This window comes from Runella salmonicolor, from assembly GCF_024158025.1.
In the GTDB taxonomy this organism is placed as follows: domain Bacteria; phylum Bacteroidota; class Bacteroidia; order Cytophagales; family Spirosomataceae; genus Runella; species Runella salmonicolor.
The window spans coordinates 128,619-140,802 of sequence record NZ_JAMZEL010000016.1 but is presented as its reverse complement, the minus strand read 5'-3'; the positions used below and the strand labels follow the sequence as shown (position 1 = coordinate 140,802).

Annotated in this window: 11 protein-coding genes; 6 read left to right on the top strand and 5 right to left on the bottom strand. The window is 45.9% G+C overall.

Annotation, left to right across the window (positions count from 1 at the left end):
• Window positions 1–191: 191 nt before the first annotated feature.
• Window positions 192–716 (bottom strand): hypothetical protein, encoded by a 525-nt coding sequence (locus tag NCI00_RS26180; RefSeq protein WP_114460954.1) that lies wholly within the window; start codon window positions 714–716, stop codon window positions 192–194.
• A gap of 201 nt (window positions 717–917) precedes the next feature.
• On the opposite strand from NCI00_RS26180, the gene NCI00_RS26175 reads away from it, so the two are divergent.
• The 4 genes from NCI00_RS26175 (at window position 918) to NCI00_RS26160 (ending at window position 4,875) form a co-directional block, all read left to right on the top strand.
• On the top strand, window positions 918–1,481 hold the full coding sequence (locus NCI00_RS26175; protein WP_166559936.1) for a TetR/AcrR family transcriptional regulator: 564 nt from the start codon (window positions 918–920) through the stop codon (window positions 1,479–1,481).
• A 2-nt stretch (window positions 1,482–1,483) separates the two neighbouring features.
• Window positions 1,484–2,161 (top strand): NAD-dependent epimerase/dehydratase family protein, encoded by a 678-nt coding sequence (locus NCI00_RS26170; protein WP_253532550.1) that lies wholly within the window; start codon window positions 1,484–1,486, stop codon window positions 2,159–2,161.
• A 61-nt stretch (window positions 2,162–2,222) separates the two neighbouring features.
• Entirely contained in the window at window positions 2,223–2,696 is a 474-nt protein-coding gene (locus tag NCI00_RS26165; RefSeq protein ID WP_310586794.1) for a (2Fe-2S)-binding protein, read from the top strand.
• A gap of 4 nt (window positions 2,697–2,700) precedes the next feature.
• Window positions 2,701–4,875, top strand: coding sequence for a xanthine dehydrogenase family protein molybdopterin-binding subunit (locus NCI00_RS26160; RefSeq protein ID WP_253532548.1), 2,175 nt, complete (start codon window positions 2,701–2,703; stop codon window positions 4,873–4,875).
• 53 nt (window positions 4,876–4,928) lie between these two features.
• Here the strand turns inward: NCI00_RS26160 and NCI00_RS26155 are convergent, their stop codons facing one another.
• From NCI00_RS26155 to ruvX, 3 genes are read right to left on the bottom strand one after another with little or no spacing between them, the layout of a single operon-like run.
• Window positions 4,929–5,660 carry a 3'-5' exonuclease gene (locus tag NCI00_RS26155; RefSeq protein ID WP_166559932.1) on the bottom strand — a complete coding sequence of 244 codons (732 nt, stop codon included), beginning with the start codon at window positions 5,658–5,660 and terminating at the stop codon, window positions 4,929–4,931.
• Window positions 5,661–5,674: 14 nt separating this feature from the next.
• The gene (gene def, locus NCI00_RS26150; RefSeq protein WP_166559931.1) at window positions 5,675–6,247 is read right to left on the bottom strand and encodes a peptide deformylase; all 573 of its coding nucleotides are present in this window, start codon (window positions 6,245–6,247) and stop codon (window positions 5,675–5,677) included.
• Window positions 6,248–6,302: 55 nt separating this feature from the next.
• The gene (gene ruvX / locus NCI00_RS26145) at window positions 6,303–6,716 is read right to left on the bottom strand and encodes a Holliday junction resolvase RuvX (protein ID WP_114068879.1); all 414 of its coding nucleotides are present in this window, start codon (window positions 6,714–6,716) and stop codon (window positions 6,303–6,305) included.
• Between the two features lie 394 nt (window positions 6,717–7,110).
• Here ruvX and NCI00_RS26140 point away from each other — a divergent pair, with 394 nt between their 5' ends.
• Complete coding sequence (locus NCI00_RS26140) at window positions 7,111–8,634, top strand: trypsin-like peptidase domain-containing protein (protein ID WP_253532544.1); 1,524 nt, start codon at window positions 7,111–7,113, stop codon at window positions 8,632–8,634.
• Between the two features lie 197 nt (window positions 8,635–8,831).
• Window positions 8,832–10,004 (top strand): cation:proton antiporter, encoded by a 1,173-nt coding sequence (locus NCI00_RS26135; protein ID WP_253532541.1) that lies wholly within the window; start codon window positions 8,832–8,834, stop codon window positions 10,002–10,004.
• 31 nt (window positions 10,005–10,035) lie between these two features.
• On the opposite strand, the gene NCI00_RS26130 is transcribed toward NCI00_RS26135, so the two are convergent.
• Window positions 10,036–12,162, bottom strand: a complete 2,127-nt coding sequence (locus tag NCI00_RS26130; RefSeq protein ID WP_253532539.1) for a bi-domain-containing oxidoreductase — start codon at window positions 12,160–12,162, stop codon at window positions 10,036–10,038.
• Window positions 12,163–12,184 lie beyond the last annotated feature (22 nt).

The following is a 12,184-nucleotide window of genomic DNA, read 5'->3' as shown; positions in this document are numbered from 1 at the left end:
TCAAAGCCAGAGGCCACCCGGACCGACTGACTTCTTTACTGGATTACAGCGATTCTATGATCAATATCAAGGTTATTTACTCTCGAAAGAAATCACTAAAGATGTGTTGATACTTTAGGTGTCCTCACAGACCCTTATCTATATGAAAAAGTCTGTGAGGACACGGACTAAGGTGTAGATAGACATCACATCTAAAACTTATCGCTTCTAATATCCATTTTGGAAGTAATTTTTTGAGGGACGTTGTTCACGGAAACGGGAAGATTAATCACAAACTCGCCAAGGTCAGGAGTCAAATAAGCATACCCATCCAATTTTTTGCCAACAAGTTGAGGGTCTGCCGGTATGGCCGAATCACATACTCCACTAAAATCAATACGATAACGGGTAGCTTCCTGTTTAGGCATTGGAGAGGTAAAAGTAGCCCTTATTTCATAATCGTTGCCGGGGTTGGGGTTGAGTCCTGCGCATTTACCAACGTAAACAAATTGAATAGTGAGGGTTTTCTCGTCCTTTTTTGTAATAAAAGCTTTAGAGATAATCATGTGACCTTCTTTGCAGGTGATGCGGGATGTAAAGTAGTCGATGGGCTTAGGGAAATACTCAAAATACCCGTTTAGAAGGGGTTTTAAGATTTCGGGATCAATCGTGGGTTGGTCTTCGCCTTTGCAGCCTAATACGAAAGTTAGAAGTGTTAAGTAAAGTACCTTTTTCATGGCAAACCTAAAAGTTGTTTTGGCACTAAAATAAGCCTTTCTTTTGGCTGCTGAAAAAATAGTTATCAAGAGGTATTCCGTTTCAGGAAGTAACAACCGTGAGTTATCTCTAACTGGCGTTCAATAATAAAACCCAAAAACAAATTTGGAAAACCCGATACAAACCTTACTTTTGTAGAGTGATTAGTCAATCTAGTATAAATGGATAAAAAAGAACAGATACTGGCGAGTGCGTTGAAGCTCTTTGTGGAGTTTGGTTTTCATGGTACGCCCACGAGCAAAATCGCCAAAGAAGCGGGGGTATCCAACGGAACCCTTTTTCATTATTTTGCCACCAAAGAAGACCTGATAAAGGAATTATACATCACCATCAAAAATGATTTAAACCAATTTTTATTCTCAAAAATCACTCCTGAGGATAGCGTCGAAGCCATCATAAAAAAAGTCTTTATCTATTTCATTTACTGGGCCTTAGATAACCGAGAAAAGAACCATTACATCCAACAAGTGCTTTTTTCGCCGCATATTTTTCAAATCTCCGAATCGGTTTTGATGGAGCAATCCCAGAAACACATTCAGTTGATTGAAGAAGCAAAAGCCACCAAAATCATCAAAGATTTACCCACTGATTTGATTTATACGTTGGCCAACAGCCACTTGATGGGCATCTATAATTACGTTGTTAACTTACCCCCCGACCAACAAAAACCCATCATCGAAAACGGCTTTGAAATGCTTTGGGATATGCTGACCGAACAAAAATAACCATGAAAGAAATTAAAAAAATAAGAGCCATTGTGACGGGTGCCACGGGCATGGTCGGCGAGGGTGTATTGCACGAATGTCTGCAAAGCCCTGAAATTGAAGAAGTTTTGATTATCAACCGCAAATCTTCTGGCTTCACGCATCCCAAATTAAAGGAAATCATTCACCAAGATTTCTTCGACGTCTCTCCTATCCAAGCCCAATTGAAAGGTTACGACGCTTGTTTTTTCTGTTTGGGCGTTTCTTCCGTCGGGATGAAAGAGGAAGAATATACCAAAATGACCTACACGCTCACGATGCACGTAGCCGAAACATTGAGCAAACTCAATCCTGGCATGACCTTCTGCTACGTATCAGGCTCAGGCACCGACAGCACCGAAAAAGGCCGCAGCATGTGGGCGCGGGTAAAAGGCAAAACCGAAAACGACTTGATGAAACTGCCTTTCAAGGCCGTGTATAACTTCCGACCTGGTTATATGCACCCCACGCCCGGATTGAAGAATACCCTTCCTTATTACAAGTATTTAAGTTGGCTGTATCCCGTGTTTCGTAAGGTGTTTCCGGGGGCCGCAAGTACATTGGCAGAACTGGGAAAGGGCATGATTAAAGTGGCTACAAAAGGCTATCCAAAGCCCATTTTGGAAGTAAAAGACTTTGTAGCGCTGACAAAAACTCCTTAAAAATTTACCCTAGACATAGAGTGATTAGTCAATCTAAAAATCAATATTCAAACTAAACCAAGTGGAAATCAACTTTAATATCAATGGCAAAACGGCAAAGGTGGACGTAGACCCCGCTATGCCCTTGCTTTGGGTAGTTCGGGATGAACTCAACCTCAAAGCCACAAAATTCGGCTGCGGGGCCGCACTTTGCGGTGCCTGCACGCTCCACATCGACGGAGAAGCCTACCGTTCATGCTCTATCCCCGTAAGTTTTGCGGCAGGAAAAAAAGTGACGACGCTCGAAGGATTATCCGAAAGTGAGGACAAACTTCACCCTATTCAACAAGCATGGATGGAAGAAAACGTGCCCCAATGCGGTTATTGTCAGCCCGGGTTTATGATGGCGGCCGCCAATTTTCTGGAGAAAAACCCCAACCCGACCGAAGAAGATATTAAGACCAATATCACCAACATTTGCCGTTGCGGTACGCAGCCCCGCATCATCAAAGCCATCAAAAGAGCCGCCCAACTTTCCCAAACCGCAACTTTATAACGACATGGCAACTGAAGAAAAAAAAACAAAAAAGAAGTTTTCGCGGCGTAAATTTTTGCAACGCGGTGCCATCATTTTTGGCGGAACCGTCGTAGCGGTTATTGCGTCAAAGGGGCCTATTCGTCGTTTTTTGGCCCAAAAAGCGGAAAATATGGATTTCCCCTTACTAGTTTCCACGCAGGAACCTTCTTTTTGGTTTGAAGTATTACCCGACAACACCATCCTCTACAAATCTACCAAGCTAGAAATGGGACAGGGGATTTTTACGGGATTAGCGATGTTGGCCGCCGAGGAGCTAGAAGTATCCCTCGAACAAATCAAAGTGGTTCACGCCAATACAGCCAACGGCGTGGAAGACTCGCTCGGAACGGGCGGAAGCAACACCACCTTGTCGCTATTTAAGCCCATTCGAGAAGTGGCCGCTACCCTGCGCGAAATGCTGAAAGCCCAAGCCGCCAAGCAATGGGGCGTACCCGTGGCAGGCATCAAAGTTGAAAATGGGATCATGACTTCGGGAAACCATAAAGCTACCTATTATGAAATTTCCACCTCCACCAAAGAATGGAAAACACCCGAAACACCCGCATTAAAGCCTTCTTCGGCCTTTAAATACGTGGGAAAAGACGTAAAACGCATTGACTTAAAACCAAAAGTGACGGGCCAACCCATCTTTGGCATTGACCAAACGTTTCCAGATATGTTGTATGCGGTGATGCTCCAATCTCCCTACATCGGCGGAACACTCAAAAAGCTGAACACCCAAGAAGCCGCAAAAGTCAGCGGAGTGGTCAAAATCGTGGAGGACAATGAATTGGTAGCCGTCGTGGCCAAAAACCGATACGCTGCCGAGATGGGGTTACAAAAAATAGAAGCCGAATGGGATGTTCCGAAAAAATGGCAACAGGCTGAATTTGAAGCACTCACGACCGTGGGCCTCGGAACCGACGTGCGCATTCAAAGCGAAGGCTCGCCCGAATCGCTTTTGGAAGAAGCGCCCAACCAAATATTCAAACAAGAATACCGTACACCTTTGGCCACCCACGCCCACATGGAGCCGCACGGTGCCGTGGCCCACGTTGAAAAAGACAAAGCCACGATGTATGTAGGTACGCAGGCCTCCACCCTTTTCAGAAGTACCATCGCCAAAGCCATTGAGGTAGAAACTGAACAACTCAACATCGAAACCACCTACGCGGGTGGTAGTTTTGGCAGAAGGATAGATTCAAAACATTCCGAAAAAGTAGCGCGCATTGCCAAGATTGTTGGCAAACCAGTACATGTATTTAATACGCGAACGCAAGAGTTTCAGAATGCCATTTATCGTCCGCAAACGCACCATGTACTCGCCGCAAAAATTGGGAAGAATGGCACAATCGAAGCCATCACCCACAACCAAGCCACACCCGACCAGGTGCTTGGGGCAATTCCTGCCAATATCGGCTATACACTTTTAGGGGCTGATTTTGTGTCGGCGGGCCACGGTGCCAGTATTTTATATAACATTGAGCATAAATCAGCCACTTTATGGCAAAATAAACTGCCCGTTCATACTGGAATCTGGCGCAGTGTGGGGATGTTTCCCAATACGTTTGCCATCGAAAGCTTTATCAACGAATTGGCCCATAAAACGGGCAAAGACCCGCTCAAAATGCGTTTGGAGTTGTTGGCGGGCAACGAACAAATCAACCAACGTTACAAAAAAGTATTGGAAACGCTGGCCGAAAAGAGCGGGTGGAACCAACCCAAAGCGGCGGGGATTGGGCGCGGCATCGCCATCGGCAACGACCGCAAGAGCATTGCGGCGGCGGTGATTGAAGTAGCGATAGTTGACAATCAAATTCGGGTAAAAAAAGTAACGCAAGTGCTTGACGCGGGCTTAGCTATCAATCCTGAGGGGATTAGGATGCAGGTAGAAGGTGCCACCATGATGGGGATTACGGCCGCGCTTTATGAAGGCTTAACCATCAAAGACGGACAAATAACCGCGACCAATTTTCACGAATACCCTATGGCAAAACTTTCAGACACCCCCGAAATTGAGGTAATTATTCTGGAAGGGCACGCCGAACCTTACGGCGTAGGTGAGCCCCCGCTTGCGCCAGTAGCGCCCGCGATTGCGGCGGCGGTTTTTGATTTGACGGGTAAGAATTTGAGAACGTTACCGCTAAAATTGAGCTGAAATAAATCGTCGTCGAGGTTTTGAGTTCAAGACCTCGACGACGTTCGTTATTTTTATTCGGCCCTTACAATCAGCTCGGGCTTTACGGTATCGTATTGATTGAGACGAAGCCAAAGTTGCGCCAATACTACGACGTCTTCTTTGCAGTAACGACGGATGCGGTCGAGGTCTTTTTCGGCGTAATAAACGCGGGTCACGTCTTCGCCGCTGATGTCTGACTTGCTGCTCGGAATGCCAAACAGCGCCGCCAATAAATCCAACTGCGCGAAGCTTTTATAATCGCCAAAACGCCACATATCCAGCGTGTCTTGATGAAGAATTTCCCACGGTTTTTTGCCCGAAAGTTTTAAAGAATCAGGCAGCGTAATTCCATTGACGAGCATTCGACGACACAAAAAAGGGAAGTCAAACTCTTTGCCGTTGTGGGCGCAGAGAACGAGTTGGTTTTGGGGATATTTTTCAATCAACTCTTTAAATTCCAACAAAATCGCTTTCTCGTCGTCGCCCGCAATGGTTTTTACTTTAAAACGTGGCAGCTCATCAGAAGTGGTCCAATACAACGCCCCTACCCCGATGCAGATGATTTTGCCGAACTCGGAATAAATCGCCGCCCGGCGGTAAAACAAATCAAAAGCCGAGACGTGTTCATCATTGCGGATGTTGGCCGCCTTTCGTTGCCATTGTTCCTGCATTCGTTCGTCCAACAAATCAAACGACGCTTTGGCTGACACCGTTTCCAGGTCAATAAAAAGAATATTCTTGGCAACTCGGCGAAGTTCTTGCATCTCGCGTTTCGAGGTTATTTAGGAAATCTCATTTTATAATCCACTTTAACGTTACCCTTTGTAATGTCGGTGAGGCGTTTTTTGAGCATCTGTCGTTTGAGCATGGGCAAATAATCCGTAAAGAGTTTGCCTTCCAAGTGGTCATATTCATGCTGAATGATACGCGCCGCCATGCCTTCAAAGGTGTCTACGTGTTCGTTCCAATCAATATCTCGGTATTTGATTTTAATAAATTCGGGGCGATATACATCGGCTCTAATTCCCGGAATACTGAGGCATCCTTCTTCAAACGCCCATTCGTCGCCCGTTTCTTCCAACACCTGCGGATTAATAAATACTTTTTTAAACCCTTCCAAACTTGGGTCTTTGTCCTCCTCTTCTTCATCTTCATTAAGAGGCGTACCATCGACTACAAACAACCGGATACTTTGTCCGATTTGCGGAGCCGCCAAACCAATGCCCGAAGAATCGTACATGGTTTGGTACATATTTTCTACCAACTCGGGCAGGTTGAGTTCGTCTTTTTCAATGGGGCGAGCCACTTTTCGTAATACGGGGTCGCCATAAGCTACTATTGGAAAAATCATTGTTAATCGTTGTCCTTTTTAATGGTTTATCGGGCAAAACACCCATGATACGATTTCATCGTTGGCTTTCAATAAACGATTGCAAAATAATGGTGGCACTGACTTTGTCAATATTACCTTTATTGCGTCGATCACTTTTTTTAGACCCCATCGAAATCATGGTCTGTAAGGCCATGCTGCTGGTAAAACGCTCGTCGTGTTCGTACACGGGGGTATCGGGAAACGCTTTTTTGAGTTGTTTGATGAAACCCTTCACGTGCGGCGTATTGTTGGTGTCGGTATTTTCCAACGTGCGGGGCATACCTACCACAAATACGTCCACGGTTTCGTTGGCGGTATAACGTTTCAAAAAATCAATTAATTCAAATGAGCGTACCGTTTCCAAGGCCGTCGCAATAATCCGTAACGGGTCGGTAACTGCCAATCCGGTTCGTTTTGAGCCATAATCAATGGCAAGGATTCGCCCCATTGGTTTGCTTTGTTTAAGTACGTTACCCGTTTATTCTTTACTAAACACAAGCCGCAAATTATCGCTATATTTGATATTCTCTCAGCGCTCGTGACAGGGTAAATTGACAATTAAATCACAAATATAGCAGAAAAATCGTCAGCCTTTGGCGTAATTGGTTCATAAAAGGCGTTCCAACAAATGACAATTTGACAGTCAAAGCCCCCTTGCATCATTATTTTATATCTTGAGTAAGTCCAAACTTTTGCTTGTTAAATATTGTTAAAAGGTAGAAATTTGGATACCGATTTTTTTGCCAGAGACGTTATGTTCGTGCATTTTTGAAGTGTAAATTGCAAAAACAGAAGAATCTAAAAATAAACAGTAATTAAAACCAAAACCAAAATAAAAAGTCATGAATCAGAATTGGAAATCATTGGCATTGGTTGGGCTCATTTCAAGCGCAGTTACCGTTGGAAGTGTAAAGCTTTTGGGCGGAATTGATGACTCAAAAGATGTCGTTTTTACGGAAGCAAGCGCTCCTTCCATGAATCGTTTTACGGGGGGAGTTGCTCCTGGGGCAGCGGCCGATTTTACGTACGCCGCCGAAGTCTCTACCCCTGCCGTAGTACACATTAAAGCCTCGGCCACACGCCAAGCGCAACAACGCGGCATGGACATCTTCGACTTGTTTGGCGAAGATTTTGGAATGCGCCGCAGCGGCCCGCAAAAGCAAGAGTCGTCGGGTTCGGGCGTGATTGTCAGCGCGGATGGCTACATCGTTACCAACAACCACGTAGTGGAAGGTGCAGAAGAACTGGAGGTTGTGATGTCGAACAAACGCACTTACAAAGCCAAAGTAATCGGCACTGACCCTTCTACCGATATTGCCGTGATTCAGATTCCCGCCAAAGACCTACCTGCGTTGACGTTTGGCAACTCCGACGCCATCAAAGTAGGTGAGTGGGTAGTAGCCGTAGGAAATCCGTTTAACTTGGAGTCGACCGTTACGGCAGGTATTGTAAGTGCCAAAGGCCGCGGTATCGGAATCCTTGCCGAGAAGTTTCAGCAACAGTCACGCGCACGCGGCAGCCAGTTTAAAGGTGATACTCCCTTGGAGTCATTTATCCAAACGGATGCGGTCGTAAACCCAGGCAACTCAGGCGGCGCCTTGGTCAACCTGAAAGGTGAATTGGTGGGTATCAACACCGCCATTGCCAGCCCCACTGGTAGCTACGCTGGTTATGCCTTTGCAGTGCCTTCGAGCTTAGTGAAAAAAGTATCTAGCGACATTATCAAATACGGTGGTGTACAGCGCGGCTACATCGGTATCATTCCCGAAGAACTCGACAGCAAAAAAGCTGAACAATACGACGTAAAAGTAGCCACGGGTATTTATGTACAAGGTTTTGGAGAAGGCAACAGCGCCGCCAAAGATGCAGGCTTGAAAGTAGGCGACGTCATCACGAAAGTAGACGGTGTTGAAGTAGATTCTGACCCCAAATTCCGTGAGCTAGTCGCTCGCAAACGTCCTGGTGAGAGTGTCGTTCTGACCGTTAATCGTGGTGGCAGCGTAAAAGACTACAGTGTAATGCTCCGCAACCGTGAAGGTGGACGCGAAATCATCAAAACCGACGAAGCTGACGTAGCCCTTAGTTCATTAGGGGCCCAATTTAGCGACCTCAACCCGCGCGAAGTACAGCGCCTTCAGCGCGCCAATATCGGCGGCGGCGTAAAAGTAACCGCGATGGAAGCTGGCAAACTCGCCCGCGTAGGGGTAGAAGAAGGTTTTGTAATTACGAAAGTAAACGACAAGGCAGTTCGTTCGGTCAAAGAACTAAAAGCCGCTTTAGCCGAGAAGAAAGGAGCTCGCGTTCAGATGGAAGGTCTTTATTTAGATTATCCTGAAGATGTCTATTCTTTCGGATTTAATTTGTAAGACTTATCAACTAACGTCGGCGAGATTTTAAACGGTGGTGAAATGTCGGCGAGGTTTTGAACGTGGTGAAACGTCGGCGAGGTTCAAAACCTCGCCGACGTTGAGAAAAAAGTCAAAGGGTTAGGCCATCGATGGTCTAACCCTTTGTTTTTACGCCAGTGTTTGTTAGTATTGTAAAGTATCCAACCATCCTTTACATGACAACAGCAATTATTATCACAGTTTGCGTTCTGATTCTTCTTGCTTATATTTTTGACATTACCTCTTCCAAAACCAAAGTACCCTCCGTTATTCTTTTGCTGCTGATGGGGTGGCTCGTGAAGCAAGTGGCCCTTACCACTGGTTTATCACTGCCAAATCTCAGTCCTATTTTACCCATTTTAGGAACAATTGGACTGATTCTCATTGTACTCGAAGGCTCTTTGGAGTTAGAGCTGAATGCCACAAAATTTCCGCTTATCAAAAAGTCATTTGCCGTTGCGTTGTTGCCCATGCTTCTGCTGGCTTTTGGGGCGGCGGGAGCTTTCCATTTTTGGGGCGGAATCAATTTTAAAGACAGCCTCACCAATGCCATTCCCCTTTGCGTCATTAGCAGCGCAATTGCCATTCCGAGCGTCAAGAATTTGATGAACCATCAGAAAGAATTTATTATTTACGAAAGTAGCCTTTCGGACATTTTGGGGGTGATATTTTTCAACTTTGTAGCCTTCAATGATAGTTTTGGCGCGGGTTCTATTTGGTATTTTTTTGCGCAATTGATGACCATCATTATTGTTTCTTTTCTAGCCACGGGCGGTTTATCCTATCTTTTGAGCAAAATCGACCACCACATCAAGTTTGCCCCTATTATTCTTTTGGTGATTTTGATTTATAATATTTCAAAAATCTATCACCTTCCTTCGCTCGTTTTTATTCTGATTTTTGGGTTATTCTTAGGAAATCTCGACGAAATAAAACGCTTTAAGTGGATTCAGCGCCTAAAACCAGACCTGCTCGACCGCGAAGTGAAGAAATTTAAGGAAATCACGATTGAGGCTACGTTCGTAATTAGGGTGTTGTTCTTCCTGCTTTTTGGCTACCTGATGGAAACCGCCGAAATTTTGAACCTCAGTACGCTTGGATGGGCCGTAGGGATTGTGATAAATATCTTTTGCCTGCGGGCTATTCTGCTCAAATTCTACAAAATGGAGCTTTCACCGTTGCTTTTTATCGCACCACGTGGACTGATTACCATTTTATTATTTTTGAGTATTCCTGCTTCCCAAACCATCTCATTGGTCAATAAATCGCTGATTATCCAAATCATCATTTTATCAGCGTTGGTCATGATGATTGGGTTGATGATGGGAAATAAAAAAGAAAGCGAGTAGTCGTCCGACGGTTTAAAACCGCCAGACGCTTTTAGGTTAGAAGCACCCAAGCGCCTTCTTTCAAGCTCCTAATGGCCGCAAATGCAGCCTGCGTAGTGTTGATAATTTCATCCAGCGGAATCAGCGGCGCACCTCCCGTTTGAATACGTTTTATCAGTTCTTGAAACTGCGTTTTATGTCCTTTGTCCTGACTTGTTTTGAGTCTGGAAAAGCCTTTGAATCCATAGCCTTCCAGCGTCCGGAAGTTATCCAATATCAGCGTTCGCTCCTGCGAATATACTTCTATCCGCTCTTTGGAATAAGATTTGTGGCCGTTGGAAAAATAATTAATGACGCCCGTTGAGCCATTTTCATAGCGCAACATGATACTTGCATTGTCGGTTGTTTCGGTAGCCTGCGGCCCCATGGCATTCATGCATACTGCCGTCACGCGGCTGCCCGTCAGGTACGTAATCAAATCAATAAAATGACAAGCTTCGCCCAAGATACGTCCGCCACCCACGGCACGGTCGTGTACCCACGAGTTGGTAGGAATAAAACCCGCATTCATGGTCGCAATCACATTCATGGGCGCATCTCCCAGCAATGACTTCATTTTCAGCGCATGGGGTGAAAAACGACGATTAAAGCCTACCGTAACACTTAAACTTTCTGCACTTTGAAAGCTTTCCAAGAGTTGACTCAGTTCTTCTTCAAAAATCGCCAGTGGTTTTTCCACAAACACATGCTTCCCCGCCTTCAGTGCCTCCATCGTCAGGCGAGCATGTTGATTGTGGCGCGTGGTAATCATCACCAAATCGACGTCGTTATCTTTTAAAATTTCATGATAATCCGTCGTGCTGTGGGCAATGCCGTGTTTTTGGGCCAACGCCGTCCCCGACAGTCCATTCGCACTCGCAATGTATTTAATATTTGCGCCTTGCATTGCCCCGCCTTTTAAGGCAGGAATCAAAGTCATTTTGGTAAAATTTCCTGCACCAATAATACCGATAACTCCTTTCCGGCCCGCAAAAGAAATGTCATGGTGGCGGACGGTACGCTCGGCCGAAGATTTTTCGGGATAAACCAACAGAGAGGCAATCGCCCCACCTTTGCCCATATCACCGTAAATTTTTTGGTATTCTTCCAGCGCAATCTGTTCCGTAATAAAGGGTTTTACATCAAGCAATCCCGATTCCATCAACTGAAGGATGGTTTGAAAATTGCGGTTTTCGGTCCAACGAACAAACGGCAGCGGATAATCGACGCCCTTTTGCTCATAGTCGTCGTCGTAACGGCCCGGACCGTACGAGCACGACACCTGAAACGAAAGCTCTTTTTCATAAAACTCGGCCCGGCTCAGATTCAGGCCAATCACGCCCACCAAAATAATACGACCCCGCTTGCGCGACATGCGCGCGGCCTGTGAAATAATCTCATCTGTTTTGGCCGAAGCCGTAATCACCACGCCGTCCGCGCCTACGCCGTTGGTGAGGCTTTCTACCCACTTGACAGAATCAGTTCCTGCGGCAGGATTGGCGGCCAAGATGCCTTTTTCGCGTGCAATGCGGAGTTTATTCTCATCAAAATCAAACCCAATGACCCGGCAGCCGTTCAAACGAAGCAGTTCGGCCGTCAATAACCCAATCAACCCCAGTCCAATCACTACGACAGTTTCACCCAAGGTTGGATTCAATAACCGTACGCCCTGCAACCCAATCGAGCCGATGACCGTAAATGCCGCTTCATCGTCAGATATGTTATCGGGAATTTTAGCCACCAAATTGCGGGGCACACAAACGATTTCGGCGTGGGGGCCATTGGAGGCCACACGGTCGCCGATGCGAATATCCGTCACGCCTTCTCCCACCGCAATCGCCTGACCTACATTACAATACCCCAAAGGAAGCGGCTGCCCAAGCTTGTTAAAAACGGCCTCCAAGGTCGGCATCAAGCCGTCAGACTTGATTTTATCCAGCACCATTTTCACCCTTTCAGGCTGTTGACGGGCTTTTTCGATGAGATTGGCTTTACCAAATTCAACGAGCATTCGTTCGGTTCCCAAAGAAACCAAACTTCGACGCGTTTGAATCAGCACAGCACCTCGTTTCACCTGCGGTGCAGGCACTTCTTCCAGTATTGTTTGACCGTTTTGAAGGTTTTGGATCAGTTGCTTCATGGGGATTTATCAGAAAACGAAA

Excerpts from the sequence above, each read along its gene's own strand:
- def (WP_166559931.1), bottom strand. The coding sequence starts at position 6,247 with ATGATTTTTCCAATAGTAGCTTATGGCGACCCCGTATTACGAAAAGTG.
- NCI00_RS26175 (WP_166559936.1), top strand. The coding sequence starts at position 918 with ATGGATAAAAAAGAACAGATACTGGCGAGTGCGTTGAAGCTCTTTGTG.
- NCI00_RS26135 (WP_253532541.1), top strand. The coding sequence starts at position 8,832 with ATGACAACAGCAATTATTATCACAGTTTGCGTTCTGATTCTTCTTGCT.
- NCI00_RS26140 (WP_253532544.1), top strand. The coding sequence starts at position 7,111 with ATGAATCAGAATTGGAAATCATTGGCATTGGTTGGGCTCATTTCAAGC.
- NCI00_RS26180 (WP_114460954.1), bottom strand. The coding sequence starts at position 716 with ATGAAAAAGGTACTTTACTTAACACTTCTAACTTTCGTATTAGGCTGC.
- NCI00_RS26160 (WP_253532548.1), top strand. The coding sequence starts at position 2,701 with ATGGCAACTGAAGAAAAAAAAACAAAAAAGAAGTTTTCGCGGCGTAAA.
- ruvX (WP_114068879.1), bottom strand. The coding sequence starts at position 6,716 with ATGGGGCGAATCCTTGCCATTGATTATGGCTCAAAACGAACCGGATTG.
- NCI00_RS26130 (WP_253532539.1), bottom strand. The coding sequence starts at position 12,162 with ATGAAGCAACTGATCCAAAACCTTCAAAACGGTCAAACAATACTGGAA.
- NCI00_RS26155 (WP_166559932.1), bottom strand. The coding sequence starts at position 5,660 with ATGCAAGAACTTCGCCGAGTTGCCAAGAATATTCTTTTTATTGACCTG.
- NCI00_RS26170 (WP_253532550.1), top strand. The coding sequence starts at position 1,484 with ATGAAAGAAATTAAAAAAATAAGAGCCATTGTGACGGGTGCCACGGGC.